Genomic DNA, 17,779 nt, shown 5'->3' on the forward strand with positions numbered 1-17,779 from the left:
TCAGCGAGTACATTGACGAACCCGAGCTTTCAACATATTAGCTACCGCACTGCGTGGAGTGCGGATTAGAAGTGGAAGTGGACGAGCACTGACCCAGAAAACAAAAAACCCCGCATGCTCATCGCTTTGCGGGGCGTTTCGTTTTTACTTGAAGAGGGGTGGTGCCCAGGAGAGGACTCGAACCTCCACGGTGTTGCCACCGCTAGGACCTGAACCTAGTGCGTCTACCAATTCCGCCACCTGGGCACGTCTTCAAGCTAGACCGCTATTTTAACGGGATGATGCGGCTTGTCAATGGGGACTTTAACAAACGCTTCATTCAACCGTTCGGATTTTCATGTGTCGAATCAGATTCGATACTGACTTCCCGTCCTGCCGATACACCGCCATCCATTCGAAACAGCTTCAAACGAACGGCAGGGTCTTACACAAAAAGTAAAGCCGCTCGGAAGCGGCTTTACTTTTGAATCTGGTGCCCAAGAGAGGACTCGAACCTCCACAGTGTTGCCACCGCTAGGACCTGAACCTAGTGCGTCTACCAATTTCGCCACCTGGGCAGGTGTCTGTACAGCAGAGACCGCAATTATAGCGACAGATTCGAACGTGTCAAGCATTTCGAGAAAGCCGCGAAGCGCGGGCCGATTGTGCCTCTGAGCGCCTGCTGCCGCGCCGCTTGGCGCGCAATACGGGTGTTAGAATGCCTCGCAGTAGTTCGTTGGCACGGTGCACAAGCCCGTCGGACTCAGCCTTGAACGAGCCAGACCCGAGCAGTCAATTGCAGGTGCAACAGAGCCCCGTCATTACGCCGACCGACGTCCATGCAACGAGAAAAAATCATCGACAAGCCCTTGAGCAAATATCCGTACCCGATTCCGAGCCGCGAAGAAATCCTCGGCGTGCTACGCACGAGTGAAGCGCCGCTTGCAGCGAACGACATCGCCGAAGCATTGTCGATCAAGCGCCAGGAGCGCGAAGGATTTTTCAAGCGCCTGGCGGCGATGGAGCGTGATGGCCAGATCCGGCTTGATCAGCGCAACCATTACCAGCTTACGCATCCCTCCAATTTTGTGGGCGGCCGCGTGCAGGGCCACCGCGACGGCTACGGTTTTCTCGTGCGCGACGACGGCCAGGACGACCTGTTCCTGCCTACCGGCGAGATGCAGAAGGTCATGCACAACGACCGCGTGCTCGCGCGGATCGTCGGCTATGACCGGCGTGGCCGGCCCGAAGGCCATATCGTCGAGGTCACCGACCGCGCCAACAAGCGCGTGATCGGGCGTCTGCTCAACGAAAACGGCGCGCTGATTGTGGCCCCGGAAGACAAGCGCATCGGCCACGACATCCTGATCACGCAGAACACCAAGAAAGCCAAGGTCGGCCAGGTGGTGGTGGTCGAACTGACGGATTTCCCGAGCCGCCATTCGCAGCCGCTCGGCCGCGTGGTTGAAGTGCTGGGCGATATTGACGACCCCGGCATGGAGATCGAAATCGCCGTGCGTAAGTACGGTGTGCCGCACGAGTTCAGCCAGGCTGCGCTCGATGACGCCGCCAAACTGCCCGACGAAGTGCGTCCCACCGACATCCGCCATCGCGTCGATCTGCGTGACGTGCCGCTCGTCACGATCGACGGTGAAGACGCCCGCGACTTCGACGACGCGGTGTACTGCGAACCGATCACGGTCGGCAAGGGCGAGGGTTTCCGCCTGATCGTCGCCATTGCCGACGTCTCGCACTATGTACATCCGAAGAGCGGCCTCGACGTCGATGCGATCGAGCGCAGCACCTCGGTCTATTTTCCGCGCCGCGTGATTCCGATGCTGCCGGAGAAGCTGTCGAACGGGCTGTGCTCGCTGAACCCGCACGTCGACCGTTGCGTGCTGGTGTGCGACATGGTGATCACCGCACGCGGCGAGATCAAGGCCTATCAGTTCTATCCGGGCGTGATGCACTCGTCGGCGCGTCTGACCTATACCGAAGTCGCCGCGGTGCTGAAGAACACCAAGGGCCCCGAAGCGACACGCCGTGCGGCCTTGCTGCCGCAACTGCAGAATCTGTATGGCGTGTACAAGTCGTTGTTCGCCGCCCGGCAAAAGCGCGGTGCAATCGACTTCGATACGACCGAGACTTACATCGTCTGCAATGCGCAGGGCAAGATCGAGCAGATCATCCCGCGCACCCGCAACGACGCGCACAAGCTGATTGAAGAATGCATGCTGGCCGCCAACGTCTGCGCGGCCGACTTCATGAAGCGCAACAAGCACCCGGGCCTGTACCGCGTGCACGCCGGGCCGACCGCTGAGAAACTCGAAAATCTGCGCACCTTCCTGCGCGGCATGGGCCTCACGCTGGGTGGTGGCGACTCGCCGCACGCGAGCGACTACGCCGCGCTGATGGCACATATTCGCGACCGGCCCGATGCACAGATGCTGCAGACCATGTTGCTGCGCTCGATGCAACAGGCGGTCTACAGCCCGGAGAACATCGGCCACTTCGGTCTCGCGTACGAAGCCTATGCGCACTTTACGAGCCCGATTCGCCGCTATCCCGACCTGCTGACCCACCGCGCGATCTACGCGATCCTGCAGGGCCGCAAGTACACGCCGGAAGCGCCGCATGGCGTCGACCTGAACACGGCGCTGTCGCCGCGCGCTCGAGCGATGCAGCAGGCCGACGACGAAAAGCGCGGCCGCACGCGTTCGAACAACGTGGCGATCTGGGAAGAACTCGGTCTGCACTGCTCGGCCAACGAGCGCCGTGCGGACGAGGCCTCGCGCGATGTCGAAGCCTGGCTCAAGTGCTACTTCATGCGCGACAAGCTCGGTGAAGAGTATGGCGGCATGGTGAGCGGCGTGACGTCGTTCGGCATCTTCGTGCAGTTGGACGCGCTGTTTATTGAAGGCCTCGTGCACGTCACCGAACTCGGCTCCGACTACTTCCAGTACGACGAGATCAAGAACGAGTTGCGCGGCGAACGCACGGGTATCCGCTACCGCCTGTCGGACCGGGTGCGCGTGCAGGTGAGCCGCGTCGATCTGGATGCTCGCAAGATCGATTTCCGGCTGGTGCGCGATACGCCGATCAAGTCGCCGGGCTCGCGTGTGCCGCTCACAGACAAGGCTTTGGCCGACACTGGCGGGGCGCGTGTGCGCTCGCTGCCGCCGGCAGACGGTGGCTCGGCTGGTGCGGGTGCGCGCCGCAAGAAGGCGGCACCGGCGTCGACGCTCGCCGTCAAGGAAGCCCGTGCGGCACGCGGTGCGGCCAAGAAGCACGGCGCCTCGGCCAAGTCCACTTCTTCGTCGAAGGCACAGACGCGCAAGAAACGCTGAGCTCGCGCCGAAGTCGCAAGTCATCGCGATTCCGGCGGCGGTCATATTGCAGCGGGCTCACCGCGCGCAACCGGTACATGTGCATGTGCCGGTTGCGCGCGGTCTGCATTTGGTTTGCATTTATCCCAGTAGCGCATCCGCGTCGCGGAGTGCTCAATCAAAGGTTGTTTCAGTCATGTCACGTCTCAAGGTTCTATACGGTTTCCACGCAGTGACCGCACGTCTGCGCCACGATGCTGCGACGGTCGAAGAGGTCTACTACGACGCGACGCGCAAAGATCGCCGCATGACAGATTTTTTGCATACGGCGAAGGAAGCGGGCGTGCGTCTGATTGCAGCCGACGAAACGCGTCTGTGGGGCCTCGCACACACCGAACGGCACCAGGGGGTCGTCGCGCGTGCGGGCGACCTGCCGCTGGCGCAGAATCTCGCGGAGCTGCTGGATGGCATCAACGGCGCGCCGCTGATTCTGGTGCTCGACGGCGTGACCGATCCGCACAATCTCGGCGCGTGTCTGCGGGTCGCGGATGCGGCTGGCGCACATGCCGTGATCGCGCCACGCGATCGGGCGGTCGGACTGAACGCTACAGCCGCGAAAGTGGCGAGCGGGGCGGCCGATACGGTGCCGTACATCACAGTCACGAATCTGGCGCGCGCACTGCGCGAGTTGAAGGATGCCGGCGTCTGGGTGGTTGGGACGGCTGACGAGGCTACCGCCAGCGTTTACGAAACGAAGCTCGACGGTCCGGTCGCGCTCGTGATGGGCGCGGAAGGTGAGGGCATGCGCCGTCTCACACGCGATACCTGCGATATTGTGATGAAGATTCCGATGGCGGGCAGCGTTGAGAGTCTGAACGTGTCCGTGGCGAGCGGCGTTTGCCTGTACGAAGCAGTGCGGCAACGTTCGGTGAAAAAATAGCTCGCTGTATCAGCAGCTCGCAAGGGCGTTCCATTCTCCGATGCCGCCCGTTTTTCCATCCAAGTGTTCAATACGTTGATCAGCCGGGGCCGTAGCGCGCCGGCTGCGCATTGCGCAAGACGTAAGCCGCAATGCGCGCGTCCCGGAACCGCAAAGCACGGAGCAGCACACCGGCCGGCAAGCTGCAACGAGCAGGACGGTGGCTGGCCTGACAAACGTCGGCGAAGGCCTGGGAGTGGCGCAACGCCAATCCATATGAAGCGTGGTCGGCCAAGTAAACCCTCGCCGGTAGTTCCCGATTTAATCTCGAAGATGTACTAAGCGAAATAATGACTAATATTTAATATGTACTCCGATGTAGTTGTCCGTCAGGGATGAGTGAACTGGTCGAATTGACCTTCAGTTGACCTGTCTTGCCCTTCCTGGTTGAACCGGTTTTTTCGCCAATTCTCTCTTCCGCTACGGATCCTGTTTGCTAGCTTGTCAGGCGTCCTCGCTCGTGCGACTGGGCTTGAACTTCGGGCCTTCCTTTCCACTTGAGTACCGCCGCTTCGTCAATAAGGTGTACAAAATATTGAAGCGATGATTCACTTCGAATCTCTCTTCAATCCACTCCAGCAGCTTTTGGGCCGTTGCCGTTTGATCCGTTTTCGGAGCGTATGGCAGGCAGATCTTCTGCATCACCGTCACGCCCGGATCACGCACGCCTTCTGCTGCTTCTGAGGCGGCCAACTTCCTCTTCCTGTCGCCGCATGGCCTCGTGGAAGCGTTTCCCCACGTTGATCCGTTGCTCGCCGAACGCCAGCAATGTCAGCTCGCGCGGCGTCGACTCGTCTCGATGAGTGTCGGACAGCGAGATCCCTTTTGGATGGTCACGGCTGGGGACACGAGGATGTCAGGGCGGCAAATGTCAACTTTGCGATCTCCCGAAATGCGGAATTCACTAGCCGGTCTGCCGAACATTATCGATCCGTTTTAGGCGGACGGACCCAACAACTCGACAGACAGACGCCAGATTGTTGTCACTGGTTACAGCCGGATTACGGTTCGAAATTTTCTCGCGAATGCTGAGTAACGTTTGGTAGCGAACGGTTGCCACGTGGCGCTGCGCATAACGTTAAAGCACCGGAATCGGGTTGTCGTCAATGTTCGGTAGCGCGCACAGAAGCTGTTTCGTTGATCAAATCTAACGCAGCCCTGACCAGCTAGTGTAGGACATCCGGTGTCGGGAGAGCGGAAGGCGAACTATGAAGAATCGGTCGACAACTGAATCTTAAGGTAAGGACGACTTAGTAAATAGACGCCATCTGGGTGTTGGAAAAATTTCTTCAAGACAACTTTCTGGAGCTAGACGTGAAAAAGGATAACGGGGACTTTCTGAAGATCGGTACTTGTAAAGCAGCCGTGGCGCTCGCGGTCAGCCTGTACGCGGCAATGGCTTGTGCCCAATCAAGTCCGGACGGGGTAAACAGCACGCCAGCTAATACGGCACCGCAAACGCCAGTCGCCGTAGCTCCCTCGTTGCTGACGCTGGCTCAGGACTCGACGAAGTACTGGCCGAGGGGAAGCGGCGGTACAGGAACTGGGAATACGGGAACTGGGGGTACGGGAACTGACGGGACAGGAACCGGAAGTTCCGGAGCTAAGGGTTCGGGAGCTGGCAGCGCGGGAGCGGGCACTTCGGGATCTGGCGACGCCGGGGTTGGCAACTCCGGGACCGGTGGCACAGGGACCGGTAGTACGGGTACCGGCAGTACGGGGACCGGCAGTACAGGCACTGGGGGAGACGGCGACGGTGGCCATTGTGGCGACGGCCCAGGCGATGGCGGTCATGGACACGGTGACGGCGGTCACGGCGATGGCGGTGATGGACACGGTGACGGTGGTCATGGCGATGGTCATGGGCACGGTGACGGTGGTCATGGCGATGGTGGTGATGGACACGGTGACGGTGGTCATGGCGATGGTCATGGACACGGTGACGGTGGTCACGGCGATGGCGGTGATGGACACGGCGACGGCGGTCATGGCGACGGTGGACACGGCGACGGTGGACACGGCGACGGTGGACACGGCGACGGCGGTCATGGCGACGGTGGACACGGCGACGGTGGACACGGCGACGGTGGACACGGCGACGGCGGCCATGGTGACGGCGGCCATGGCGACGGTGGTCATGGCGACGGTGGTCGCGGCGACGGTGGCCACGGCGATGGCGGTCACGGCGATGGTGGCCACGGCGATGGTGGCCACGGCGATGGCGGCCATGGCGACGGTGGTCATGGTGACGGCGGCCACGGCGATGGCGGCCACGGTGACGGCGGTCATGGCAATGGCGGTCACGGTGACGGTGGCCACGGTGATGGCGGCCACGGCGACGGCGGCCACGGCGACGGTGGCCACGGTGATGGCGGTCACGGTGACGGCGGTCATGGCAACGGCGGCCACGGCGAGGGTGGCCATGGTGACGGTGGTCACGGCGACGGTGGTCACGGCGACGGTGGTCACGGCGACGGCGGCCACGGCGATGGCGGCCACGGTGACGGCGGTCATGGCAATGGCGGTCACGGCGACGGTGGCCACGGTGATGGGGGCCATGGCGACGGCGGCCACGGTGACGGCGGCCACGGTGGTCATGGCGATGGTGGCCATGGTGCAGGCGGCCACGGCAATGGTGGCCACGGCGGCGGCGGTTCTAACGGCGGCCACGGAGGTCACTGACGCGAACGGTTTGGCCAGCGCCTAGATGCTCGTTAGTCCAGTCTCGCGCTGGCCAGGCTCCAAGCCGAATGGCAATGAATAGCGCAGGCGGATTCATTAGCGCATGTTTACATGCGACTATTGATCTGCCTGTCTACATGAAGCGAGTTAGTCACTCGCTCAGGAAGTCACGCGTACTCAACTGATCGCGCATTACGCGTAACCTGAATACAGCAAACGGGATAGCGATTGCAAATCGCATCGCTTAGGTATGCTGTTGAGATGACCGGTAACCTTGCAACGTTGCTCACGTGTCCAGATTCCACCTCATCAAACGCGGCGTACGGTTTCGAATTCCGGATTCTTGCGCGTGCGCTTCGAATACAACGTGCCCTTTCGCACATTCTTCACTCGTCCACACGATCAGTATTGTGTAGGTCTCCTGTATGGAGTTCGCACTCGCCTTGCCTGAGGAATGGCGCTTCGCCGCAGTATTTCGCGTCGTCGGGGTGTTCCCGCTAGCGATCTTCTGCATACACATCCTGCTCGACTCCACCGTCGATCGCCGCTAAGGCAAGAACATGCAGCGCCATTTTCTCGACACCGTGTGTTATCCGATCACGTTCTCGGCTATCAGCGTGATCGCGCCGGTTGCTGCCTTGCCGGGCGTCACTTCGCAGCCGCGCTCGAGCGCACGGGTAAGTTCGGACCGCGCCATCCGCACGGGCGGCTCATGCGCCTGCGTCCCCGTCACGCGAGCCCCTAGGAGCTGGCACCGAAATCGTTGCCGCAAATACAGCCGGCAACTGGCCCGGTCTCATTTGCTACAGAACAGAGGGGATTTGTCATGTGCGGAATCGTAGGGGCAGTGGCTCGGCGCGATGTCACATCAACCCTGACCGAGGGGCTGCGACGGCTCGAATATCGCGGCTATGACTCGTGCGGAATCGCCGTGCTTCAGCAGGGCGTGCCGCGCCGGGTGCGCAGCGTTACGCGCGTCGCGAACCTCATTGCACAGGTCGAGGAGGTAGCCCTGTCGGGGACGGTCGGTATCGCGCATACGCGATGGGCGACGCACGGCGCGCCGGTCACCGAGAACGCCCACCCGATTTTCTCCAACGGTGATATCGCGCTGGTGCACAACGGGATCATCGAAAATCACGAGGCCTTGCGGGACGAACTGAAGGCGCTTGGCTATGTCTTCGAATCGGATACCGATACGGAAGTCATCGCACATCTTATTCACCACACCTGCCAGCAACAGAGTTCGGGTTGCCTGTTTGACGCGGTCCGCCATTCCCTGCAACGCCTGCACGGAGCGTATGCGATTGCGGTATTCGCAAAGAGTGAACCGGGACGCGTGATCGGCGCGCGCGCCGGCTCGCCGCTGGTTGTCGGTCTCGGCGAGCAGGGCAATTATCTCGCGTCGGATGCGATGGCACTGGCCGGCACAGCCGAGAACTTCATCTATCTCGAAGAGGGAGATATGGTGGAGCTTTCGCTCGATGGCGCACGCGTCGTCGATCGCCACGGCGATAACGTCCAGCGCAGCATCAAGGCGCAGTGCCTGAGTGGCAACGCGGTAGAGCTTGGTCCCTACCGGCACTACATGCAAAAGGAGATTTTCGAGCAACCCAGCGTCATTGCCGACGCCACCGAAGCGGTGCAGATGATAACGCCGGATTTGTTCGGGCAGGGGGCAGAGCTCGCATTTCGTGAAGTCGATTCGGTGCTGATTCTTGCCTGCGGCACCAGCTATTACTCCGGCTTGACAGCGAAATACTGGCTCGAATCGCTCGCGCAAGTGTCGACGCAAGTGGAGGTCGCAAGCGAATACCGATATCGCAGCAGTGTCACGAATCCGAACACGCTCGTTGTCGTCGTATCACAATCGGGTGAAACGGCAGACACGCTGGCGGCCCTGAAACACGCGCAATTGCTAGGGCATCGGCACACACTTGCCATTTGCAATGTCGCCGGCAGCACGATCACGCGACATGCGCAATTGCAATACATGACGAGCGCCGGTCCGGAAATCGGTGTCGCGTCGACCAAGGCCTTTACGACACAACTTGTCGCGTTGTTCCTGCTGGCATTGGCGCTTGGCAAGCAACGGGGCCGCGTCAGCGCGATGGAGGAGGCTGCGTATCTCAATCAGTTGCATCACTTGCCAGCCGAGCTCAACAGCGTGCTGGCGCTCGAGGCTCAGATCATCGCGTGGTCCGAAGCGTTTGCGGGCAAGGAGCATGCGCTCTTTCTCGGCCGCGGACTGCACTATCCGATTGCGCTTGAGGGCGCGTTAAAGCTCAAGGAAATTTCGTACATCCACGCCGAGGCTTATCCGGCGGGGGAACTCAAGCATGGACCATTGGCGCTTGTGACAAGCCAGATGCCCGTTGTTACGATCGCGCCCAACGATGCGTTGCTGGAAAAGCTGAAGTCGAACATGCAGGAGGTGCGGGCGCGTGGAGGTCAGCTGTATGTACTTGCCGATGCGAATTCGCGAATCGGCAGCAGCGACAGCGTTCATGTGATCCGCATGCCCGAGAACTACGGCAGCCTTTCGCCGATCCTTCACGTGGTTCCGCTGCAGTTGCTCGCGTATCACACCGCTTGTGCGCGCGGCACGGATGTCGACAAGCCGCGCAATCTGGCGAAATCGGTAACGGTTGAGTGAGGCCAGCCGAAGAAGTGGCAGCCACCGACCTCGTGGCTCTCAACAGAGCGGTTGCCGGGGCCGATTTCAGCAGGCTTGCAGGATAAATCGGGGCGGCGCATGCTACTCCGGTAAACTTACGGTTTTTCCATCCCGCCTGCATTTCCCATGACCCAAGACGAACTCAAGCAACTGGTCGGCCAGGCCGCCGCCGCCTACGTGAACGCCAACGTGCCCGAAGGCACCGTGATCGGTGTCGGCACTGGCTCGACCGCGAACTGTTTTATCGACGCACTGGCTGCCAACCGGCAACGCTACCGCGGCGCAGTGTCGAGTTCACTCGCCACCACCGCGCGTTTGCAATCGCAGGGTTTCAAGGTGTTCGACCTGAACGAAATCGACTCGCTGCCGGTGTACGTCGACGGCGCGGACGAGATCGACCACGGCGGCGCGATGATCAAGGGCGGCGGTGGAGCGCTTACGCGCGAGAAGATCGTCGCTTCGGTATCGGACGTGTTCGTGTGCATCGCTGATGCAAGCAAGCGCGTCGACGTACTCGGCCACTTTCCGCTGCCGATCGAAGTCGTGCCGATGGCGCGTACCGCGATCGGCCGCCGCGCGACGGCGCTCGGCGGCGTGCCGGTGGTGCGCGTGACGAAAGAGGGTGTGCCGTTCATCACCGATAATGGCAACGAGATTCTCGACGTGAAAGGTCTGCGGATTAGCGACCCGGGCACGCTTGAGGCGCACATCAATGCATGGCCAGGCGTCGTGACAGTCGGGCTGTTCGCAGGACGCGGTGCGGACCTGTGCCTGCTTGGCACCGACACAGGCGTCGAGACAATCACCTACCCGAAGCGCTGAATCTACCGTTAAGCGGCGCCGTCCCCCATCGCGGAGGGCGGTGTCGAGCAGACGCTCACTCTTTCTCCCTTCCAACGCTCGCTAATCGTGGGCTGTCGCGCGTCGAACGTGGTCGCGCGCACGCACGTCACGTGATGTTCCCCTTAAACTGATTCGCGTGGTCAAAGACCGTTCCAGGGTTCGCGATCATGAACGTGGCGATCGTGCACGCGTCGCTCGTCGCCGGCGGCGCGGGGTCCATGGCAACAGGCAGTCGCTGTTCGTCCCGAATGTCGTCACGCATACACCAACACGCTTTGGACAAGGAAAATCGAAGCTCATGAACGCCAACCGCCGTTCGGGGCGACTCCCCGATATCGCTGAAACTTGGGCTGCACTGCAGCAAAAGGTGTTTCTTAAGCCGATTCGCAATGTGAACGATTACCAGCAGATGACGCTGCTCGCCAACGGGCTGGCAGATCAGATCAATAGCGACGATGATCCGCTTGCGGATCTGTCCGGGATCGTCGCCGATTTGATCAGGGCTTGGGAAACGCGCAACGTTACCGTCCCTGAGGCGGAACCCCGTGAGGTACTGCGCCATCTGTTGGAGACGCACGGGCTAAAGCAAAAGGATCTGGCTGACATCGCGTCGCCGCCGCTGATTAGCGATATTCTCGCGGGGCGCCGTGCCATCAGCAAGAATGTCGCAAAGGCGTTGGCGGCGCGGTTTCATAAGGATGTCAGCGTTTTCCTGTGAGGTCTTAAACGGCCTGATGGAGCCGCGGAAGACATTCACAGAACTTGAGTCACTCAATTCAACGATAAGCAGCAGTATTGCACGCAAGCGTGATGGCGATGTGTCGGGGTGCCACGCGTCACGCTAGCGTTAGCGCATCTTGCTCCTCGTTTGAACAAGCACTGGATATAACTGCATCCCCAAAACAACCTGTGCTGGGACGCCTGTGAAAACGACCTTCTATGGGCTGGACTTATTGCGCTTCGGGCTCGCGCTGTATCTGATGGTTTTCCATACGGTTTATCTCAATCCGCAAAGCGAAGATTTGCCGTTCAGGGATCTGCTCGATCTCGGTAGCTTCGCAACCAGCACATTCTTTCTGTTATCGGGGTTTATTCTCGCCCACGTCTATTTCGGTGGAGAAACCGCCGAACTGAAAGGCGGCACACGCGCCTTTTTCGTTAAGCGGCTCACTAATCTTTATCCGATCCACTGGATATCGCTCGCATTGTTCCTTGCGGTGGGCGTGGCAGGCGCGAATCCGATCAACCGGTTCGCACTGGAATCTCTCGACGGCCAGGCAGGCGGCTTCGTTTATCTCGGTCCATTGGCCACCTGGGCAAACGTAGTGCTAACTGTGCTGATGCTGCATACGTGGAACCCGCTATATGAAGTACTCAATCCGCCTTCATGGTCACTGTCGGCACTACTTTTTTTCTACTTGTGCTTTCCGTGGCTGACTCCACGGTTGCTTGCCCTTAGACGTAAAGGAATGGCTCTCGCCGTGGTGTGGGTTGTGTACCTGATACCGCCAGTGCTCTTCGCCGCCATGCAATGGTATGGCCCGGCAGCGGTCGGATTTATCACGAGCAATCCGCTTGTGCGCTTGCCTGAGTTCGCAGCGGGCATCCTGCTTTGCGGGCTTTATCGCGCGGGACAGATGCAGTGGCTCGTTGCGACGCGGCTCCGTACGGGCGCGACGCTGTTGTTTGTGCTTCTGTGCGCGACTTTCGCTTCGCTGTTGTTCGCGCGCCATTCGTTCGCGGCGCAATACATACTCCACAACGGCGCGCTGATGCCCGCAGAAATGGCGCTCATTGTCGTCTGCGCCGGGTGCACGGTGCCTGAGCGCTGGTCGCGGCTCGCCGCCACGCTCGGCAATTCCGCGCTGTCGATCTTCGCGATTCACCTGCCGATTTATATGGTTTTCGTAAAAATTGAAAAGCTGTATGGCCTCGGCATGAGTCCACTCGAATGTGCACGTCAATTGGCGGCTTGTATTCACGCATCGCGCGACGTCACGCCGGGTTTCGCGGCGTATCCACTCTATATGCTGGTTTGCGTGGTCGCCGCCATACTGTTTCAGGAGCGTGTGGTGGTGCCGCTGCGCAACGCCTTGCGCGGACGGCTATTACGCGGCGCGCCGCCGCGTGGTGCCCGTGCGGCGGACCTCGGGAAGCCGGAGCAAGCGCCGGGCAGGTAGACCGGACCGCAGGCAGTTGCCGATCTGGTTGCCAGCCGCGATGGGGACAGTGAAGCGCAGTCCTTAGCTCGCATCCGTTTGCAATGCTGCCTCATTGGTAGCATGGGTGGTTTCGGGCAGGACGTCATCGCGCTGCGATGCGTTTTCAGCCTCGAGTCCAATGTAATGGCGAATCACATTGCGCGTAATTCGCTGCACGACGAAATTGCTCTTTGCCGTGCTGTCCATCAGAACGCGGGGCCAGTCGGTCGTACCGACGTTGAAGACTTCCCCCGAGCTGCGGCGACCGCCCTGCATTTGTAGACGGAAGGTGCCTATCGCGCCCGCGCCGCCCATCTCCCAGCCGGTAAGCTTCTTCGTGACTGCGAGCGTCTCGAAGCCGTCGTGAGGCTGTCCAGGTGGCACGCCGTCGACCTCGTAGCCGACGAGACGGTCCTCGGCGCCGAAGGTCTCATCCTTTCTCAGTTCCGTGCCGGCGAATACCCAGTGCTCGGGGCGCCGGACCGTAAAGCCGATCGCTTCACGCTCGCGCTTGACCCAGCGGCGACGCCAGCGCGACCACTCGCCCCAGTGACCGCCGCCGTGGTTATAAGTCAGCCCGATCAGATTGCTTTCGTTGCCGCTTACCCGCGGGTCCGCATTGAGCTTCTCCTTCAGCAACTCCCAGTCTTCCGCGAGTTTGTGCATTTCAGTAACCTGACCCGTGTCTGCGCCGGTGAACCGGACGGGCCGATAGCAGGTGTTGCCGCTGAATACGGCGAGGTTGCCCCCTTGGGCGATGAAGCGCGTCACATGTTCGCGCATCTCCTCGCTCCAGTATTCATGGTGGCCCACGCTCAGCATGCAGCGATAGCGCGTCAGATCGAGCGCGGTCGCGCTGTGCAGATCCAGGTCGGTATAGAAGTCGCACGCCAGGCCTTCTTTGCGAAGCCAGCGAATAAACTTCGCGTCCCAGTGGGTGAACTGCTGACGCGTGGAGCGGGTGTCGTACGGGTCGACCGGTTCTCCGAGTCGCGCGCCGAGTCCACCACCCGGACGCCGCAGGCTTACCTTCGTCGCGGGCCGGTAGCGGTGGACCCGGTCGAGATAGAAGCTGCCGCCGCCCGTCGAGTTGTATGCGTGATACGTTGCGGTCGGAATGATGTAGGCGAGCGGCGCCGTAGGCGTACGCGGACGCGCGATGACAAGTGCCATGCTGTCGCTGGCGGGCCGCGCAGCGAATACGGACTGGTGCGCTACGCAGTAGCGTCCGAGTTCGGAAGTTGGCTTGCCGTCCGCCTCGACCTCGTAGGCGATCACCACGTAGGCGCCGCTGTGCAGTGTGGGCGTATTCGGCTTGATCGTGACGGTTGGCCAGTTCCAATCTTTGTCGAACGGCATGGACGTGCTGTTGCCTGCTGACTCGAACATATACTTGCCATCTATCAGATTGCCCGTCACATCGTGCGTGCCCGTGACGATCACGCCGCACAGACTCGTGAGCAAATCGTCGTCCTGTTGCTGATAGATGGCGATACTAAAGCGGCGATTCGGCTGCACGGCCAGTTCAAAGCATGCACCAGCGGTAAAGCTCGGGTGAATCGGATAGATCTGCATGCTCGCTTCCCTCGCGCGAATGTGCTGGATGGGCCGCCAGCGGATGGACGGCCGTTCAAGGCCTGAGCGGCGTAAAGGTGTGATTTGTTTGGCCTGCTTCAGGAGCCTTATACGAAGCCTCATACGAGACGAAGCCTCATACCTCCGTAATGAGCATACCAATACGAAAGAAATCCGGATGTACGGCGACGCACGATGACAGGCGTAAGACAGCGAGCGCGGCACCGCCCAAACTGATGCTGACTGTTCACGAAGGCGGAATATGACTGGCCGTTACGCCGACGCAGGTGCAGCATTGCCTGCTTCTTCGGGCGCGGCGATCGCGTGCCGCAACGCGTTGGCGAAATGAGCTGACAGGAGTGCGGCAGTGCGATACACCACAGAACTCACCTTCTAATTAGCCTACAGTCTAGCCTCAATGGGCCAGAATCGCTTCCTCCAGCGCTTTAGTGCGCCAGCTTGAGACGGGGAAGACTGGGAAGCGAAGGCGCCCCTCGCGAAAACGAAGTGTCTGAAGGCAATTGTTTATGACGACTCCCATCCGCAAGACGCTGCTTTATCTGATTCTCATCCAGGGAGGCAATTACATCGTACCGTTGCTGATGCTGCCGTATCTCGGCCGTGTACTCGGCGTAAGAGAGTTCGGTGTGCTGGCCTTATGTCAGGCGGTTACGCAGTATCTGGTTCTGCTAACAGATTATGGTTACAACTTCACGGCAACGAGACTCGTGTCTGTCCGGCGCAACGATCCGCAGGGGCTGGCCGAGGTCTACATAAGTACTACGTCGGCGCGGCTCGTGCTGGTTGTGTCAGCGCTCGTGTTGATGGTTGCGGGTGTCCTGCTGGTTCCAGACCTCGGGCAGCATGTCGGCGTGCTGGCGGCGCTCTTCCTTGGAGTTGTGGCTAACGCTCTGACGCCGATATGGTTGTTTCAGGGACTTGAACGCATGCGCGCGCTGGTGTTGCCGACATTCCTTTCCCGGCTCATCGGCCTGGCATTTGTGTTCCTGTTGGTGAGGGGTCCAGGGGATGCCGCCCTGGCCGCACTCGGAGTGAGCCTCGGTAACGTCTTGCTTGCGGTTTGTTCGCTGTGGATCTTACGCCGTGACCGGCTCGTGAAACTGGTCGGTACATCTATCAGGATGATTATCGAATCGCTGAAGGACGGTTTTCCGTTGTTTCTTTCCTTCGTCCTGGTCAGCTTCTACGTGAACTTCAATTCGATCCTGCTGAATTATTTTCACGGTCCGGAGGTAGTAGGGCAGTTCGCGATGGCGGACAAGATCCGGATTGCAGCACAGGCCATGTTTATGGTGATCAGCCAGGCCTTTTATCCGCGCATCAGCCAATATCATGCGACTGACCCGCAGGCGGCGCGGCGCCTGATGCGAATGGCGATGATTGCCGTCTTCTCGACCTCGATTGGTCTGTTTATCGGCATTGAGTTGCTGGCAGAGTGGGGAATCGAGACATGGATTGGCCCGCAGTTTCGTTCGTCCATTCCTCTCTTGAAGCTTGAGGCGGTATTGCCGCCGATCATCAGCGTCGCCGTCGTATTCGGCGATCTCGGACTGCTCGCTCAAGGGCGGGCGCGGTCCCTCACGAACGTATTCCTCGGCGCTACGGTACTGCATCTTCTCTACGTGGTTCCACTCACCCGCTATGGAGGTGCCGAGGGGACGATCATGGCCGTGATCTTGACCGAAGTCGCCGGCGCAGTGGCATTCGTGTGGCTGTATTTTCGCGACGGCAGCTTGCCTGTCGAGGCGCGGGCCTAATGCCGGGTGCTTTGATGGTCGGCGAAAGACGGGGTGCGTCGACACCGCTTGAGGTGCGGCACGGGGTTTATAAAAAGGTCCAAACGGGGTGCGTTATGCCAACTTTTTCCATCATTGTCCCGGCCTACAATGTGCAGGACTATATCGAGGAAGCGCTGACGAGTATCGCGGGACAGTCGTTTGCCGATTTCGAGGCGATTATCGTGGACGACGGGTCCACGGACGCCACGGGCGCGATTGTACAAGCCTTCTGTGCAGGCGACTCCCGCTTCAGATATATCCACCAGCCAAACCGTGGGCAGTCCACTGCGCGCAATGTGGGCACGGCAGTCGCGAGCGGCACCTATCTGTATTACATGGATAGCGATGACATCATCGACGCGGACACGCTGGACCTCTGCTATCGGGAATTTACCAGGCAAGAAATTGACGTGGTCATGTTCGAGGCCTCGGCCTTTCCGGTCGACGCGCCAACGTACAAGCGGGAAGAGAACGGCTACCTGCGACCACTGGGAAAATCGCTCCTATGGTCGGAGGAATTTGTCATCGAGTCGCTGCGCCAGAAGCGATACTTCGTATCGCCATGTTGCCTGATCGCACATCGCTCGGCTGTTGGGGAGCTGCGCTTTATCGACGGCATCGTGTATGAAGATAATCATTTTTTTGTGGCCTTGCTGCTGGAGAAAAGGCTAAGGGTTGGCGTGCTGAACCAAAGGCTATTCAAAAGGCGGTTGCGGTCGAACTCCACCATGTTCGAGAAGAAAACGCTCCACCATTACAACAGCATGTATCGGCTCGTTTACGAAATGTCAGAGTTGTCGTTTGGTGCGCTCGAATCACCGGAGCGCGAGAAGATAAGGAACAAAATCATGGGCAAGACGCTGGGCGATCTGCACTTTGCCAGCTCGCTCGTCGGTCCTGACATAAAGATGAGAATAATGAACCTGGCTGCTACGTGGCATGTCGCGACCCATATTTCACTCCGGTTATTCACGGCCAAACGCCTTCTGCTTGCGCTGGTGCCCGAAATCTACAGACTCCAGACGCAGGCACGATTCAACCGGTTAATACATCGCTGAAAGAGGATGTTCGTGTGCTGATCGCTGGCGCGATGTCCGCATCCGCCGATCGGACCGATTGTTATGGGTTCGGTCTCGAACAGACAACGAACCGCCGTTTGCTTCCTAATACTTACTAATCCTTACGTCGTGTGCGCTGCGTTCCTGGAGACGTCGGCGTTGATGCACGCGTGGAGTCTGAAGCTTCTAAAGTTGTGAACAATTATATTGGGGAGGGCAACATGAGGCGTCTGGAAGCCGACGTGGGTGTCGGTGCTGCACCGATCGCGACGGAGCCGGTTTACCGTCCTTCGCCGGAACGCACTGCAGCGTCGCAAATGAGTGCGTTTACGGTTGCCCTGCAGGCGCATTGTGGCGAGACGCCGGGAGACTACCCGGCCCTCCACGCGCTGTCGGTAGCGCAGTACAGGACGTTCTGGCGGTGTTTCGTCGAGTGGTGCGAGGGTCTTGACTATGCCGGCGAGCCAGAACCCGTGTGTGTCGGGGACGAGTGCGAATCTGCCACGTTCTTTCCGCAACTCGAACTGAACTATGCCGACAACCTTCTGAAAGAAACCCCGACGTCGGCGCACGCATACGCAGTGACGGCATGTCATGCGGACGGCCGGCGCGTGCGCATGACACGCGCTGAATTGCGCGAACGCGTCGCGCGTCTTGCCG

13 protein-coding genes, 2 tRNA genes and 1 pseudogene are annotated in these 17,779 nt (G+C 60.1%); 11 read left to right on the forward strand and 5 right to left on the reverse strand.

Translation table 11 applies throughout. The features are described 5' to 3' along the window. Positions 1–159: 159 nt before the first annotated feature. Both P3T40_RS28215 and P3T40_RS28220 read right to left on the reverse strand, forming a co-directional pair. Positions 160–246: transfer RNA gene (locus P3T40_RS28215), tRNA-Leu, on the reverse strand. 224 nt (positions 247–470) lie between these two features. Beyond that, positions 471–557, reverse strand: a tRNA-Leu gene (locus P3T40_RS28220). A gap of 261 nt (positions 558–818) precedes the next feature. On the opposite strand from P3T40_RS28220, the gene rnr reads away from it, so the two are divergent. Beyond that, positions 819–3,326, forward strand: coding sequence for a ribonuclease R (gene rnr / locus P3T40_RS28225; RefSeq protein ID WP_429271003.1), 2,508 nt, complete (start codon positions 819–821; stop codon positions 3,324–3,326). 175 nt (positions 3,327–3,501) lie between these two features. Continuing rightward, the gene (rlmB, locus tag P3T40_RS28230; protein ID WP_429271004.1) at positions 3,502–4,245 is read left to right on the forward strand and encodes a 23S rRNA (guanosine(2251)-2'-O)-methyltransferase RlmB; all 744 of its coding nucleotides are present in this window, start codon (positions 3,502–3,504) and stop codon (positions 4,243–4,245) included. Positions 4,246–4,728: 483 nt separating this feature from the next. Here rlmB and P3T40_RS28235 read toward each other — a convergent pair whose 3' ends face one another. Continuing rightward, positions 4,729–4,977, reverse strand: a complete 249-nt coding sequence (locus P3T40_RS28235; RefSeq protein ID WP_429271005.1) for a hypothetical protein — start codon at positions 4,975–4,977, stop codon at positions 4,729–4,731. A gap of 1,099 nt (positions 4,978–6,076) precedes the next feature. Between P3T40_RS28235 and P3T40_RS28240 the strand changes: the two genes are divergently transcribed. Both P3T40_RS28240 and P3T40_RS28245 read left to right on the forward strand, forming a co-directional pair. Then, a complete protein-coding gene (locus P3T40_RS28240) occupies positions 6,077–6,991 on the forward strand; it encodes a hypothetical protein (RefSeq protein WP_429271006.1) in 915 nt (304 codons plus the stop codon). A gap of 400 nt (positions 6,992–7,391) precedes the next feature. After that, positions 7,392–7,517 (forward strand): hypothetical protein, encoded by a 126-nt coding sequence (locus P3T40_RS28245; RefSeq protein WP_429271007.1) that lies wholly within the window; start codon positions 7,392–7,394, stop codon positions 7,515–7,517. 38 nt (positions 7,518–7,555) lie between these two features. Here the strand turns inward: P3T40_RS28245 and P3T40_RS28250 are convergent, their stop codons facing one another. Continuing rightward, positions 7,556–7,699 carry a hypothetical protein gene (locus P3T40_RS28250; RefSeq protein WP_429271008.1) on the reverse strand — a complete coding sequence of 48 codons (144 nt, stop codon included), beginning with the start codon at positions 7,697–7,699 and terminating at the stop codon, positions 7,556–7,558. A 93-nt stretch (positions 7,700–7,792) separates the two neighbouring features. Between P3T40_RS28250 and glmS the strand changes: the two genes are divergently transcribed. From glmS to P3T40_RS28270, 4 genes are all read left to right on the forward strand, one after another. Then, positions 7,793–9,622, forward strand: a complete 1,830-nt coding sequence (glmS, locus tag P3T40_RS28255; RefSeq protein WP_429271009.1) for a glutamine--fructose-6-phosphate transaminase (isomerizing) — start codon at positions 7,793–7,795, stop codon at positions 9,620–9,622. A gap of 147 nt (positions 9,623–9,769) precedes the next feature. Further along, a complete protein-coding gene (gene rpiA, locus P3T40_RS28260; RefSeq protein ID WP_429271010.1) occupies positions 9,770–10,465 on the forward strand; it encodes a ribose-5-phosphate isomerase RpiA in 696 nt (231 codons plus the stop codon). Positions 10,466–10,784: 319 nt separating this feature from the next. Further along, positions 10,785–11,204: a helix-turn-helix domain-containing protein gene (locus P3T40_RS28265; protein WP_429271011.1), complete on the forward strand. Its 420-nt coding sequence runs from the start codon at positions 10,785–10,787 to the stop codon at positions 11,202–11,204. A 205-nt stretch (positions 11,205–11,409) separates the two neighbouring features. After that, positions 11,410–12,666: an acyltransferase family protein gene (locus P3T40_RS28270; protein ID WP_429271012.1), complete on the forward strand. Its 1,257-nt coding sequence runs from the start codon at positions 11,410–11,412 to the stop codon at positions 12,664–12,666. Between the two features lie 63 nt (positions 12,667–12,729). Here the strand turns inward: P3T40_RS28270 and P3T40_RS28275 are convergent, their stop codons facing one another. After that, positions 12,730–14,262, reverse strand: coding sequence for a N,N-dimethylformamidase beta subunit family domain-containing protein (locus tag P3T40_RS28275; RefSeq protein ID WP_429271013.1), 1,533 nt, complete (start codon positions 14,260–14,262; stop codon positions 12,730–12,732). 527 nt (positions 14,263–14,789) lie between these two features. Here P3T40_RS28275 and P3T40_RS28280 point away from each other — a divergent pair. The 3 genes and pseudogenes from P3T40_RS28280 to P3T40_RS28290 all read left to right on the forward strand — a co-directional run. Beyond that, the gene (locus P3T40_RS28280) at positions 14,790–16,040 is read left to right on the forward strand and encodes a flippase (RefSeq protein ID WP_429271014.1); all 1,251 of its coding nucleotides are present in this window, start codon (positions 14,790–14,792) and stop codon (positions 16,038–16,040) included. Positions 16,041–16,135: 95 nt separating this feature from the next. Next, positions 16,136–17,119, forward strand: a complete 984-nt coding sequence (locus P3T40_RS28285) for a glycosyltransferase family 2 protein (RefSeq protein ID WP_429271015.1) — start codon at positions 16,136–16,138, stop codon at positions 17,117–17,119. 221 nt (positions 17,120–17,340) lie between these two features. After that, positions 17,341–17,779 (forward strand): annotated as a pseudogene (locus tag P3T40_RS28290) (acetoacetate--CoA ligase); the annotation flags it as partial.

This window comes from Paraburkholderia sp. EB58 (assembly GCF_050436665.1).
GTDB lineage: Bacteria > Pseudomonadota > Gammaproteobacteria > Burkholderiales > Burkholderiaceae > Paraburkholderia.

Bases quoted from the DNA above. Each gene is read 5' to 3' on its own strand.
- P3T40_RS28240 (WP_429271006.1), top strand. From the start codon at position 6,077: ATGGACACGGTGACGGCGGTCACGGCGATGGCGGTGATGGACACGGTG.
- P3T40_RS28280 (WP_429271014.1), top strand. From the start codon at position 14,790: ATGACGACTCCCATCCGCAAGACGCTGCTTTATCTGATTCTCATCCAG.
- P3T40_RS28275 (WP_429271013.1), bottom strand. From the start codon at position 14,262: ATGCAGATCTATCCGATTCACCCGAGCTTTACCGCTGGTGCATGCTTT.
- rpiA (WP_429271010.1), top strand. From the start codon at position 9,770: ATGACCCAAGACGAACTCAAGCAACTGGTCGGCCAGGCCGCCGCCGCC.
- rnr (WP_429271003.1), top strand. From the start codon at position 819: ATGCAACGAGAAAAAATCATCGACAAGCCCTTGAGCAAATATCCGTAC.
- rlmB (WP_429271004.1), top strand. From the start codon at position 3,502: ATGTCACGTCTCAAGGTTCTATACGGTTTCCACGCAGTGACCGCACGT.
- P3T40_RS28265 (WP_429271011.1), top strand. From the start codon at position 10,785: ATGAACGCCAACCGCCGTTCGGGGCGACTCCCCGATATCGCTGAAACT.
- glmS (WP_429271009.1), top strand. From the start codon at position 7,793: ATGTGCGGAATCGTAGGGGCAGTGGCTCGGCGCGATGTCACATCAACC.
- P3T40_RS28245 (WP_429271007.1), top strand. From the start codon at position 7,392: ATGGAGTTCGCACTCGCCTTGCCTGAGGAATGGCGCTTCGCCGCAGTA.
- P3T40_RS28285 (WP_429271015.1), top strand. From the start codon at position 16,136: ATGCCAACTTTTTCCATCATTGTCCCGGCCTACAATGTGCAGGACTAT.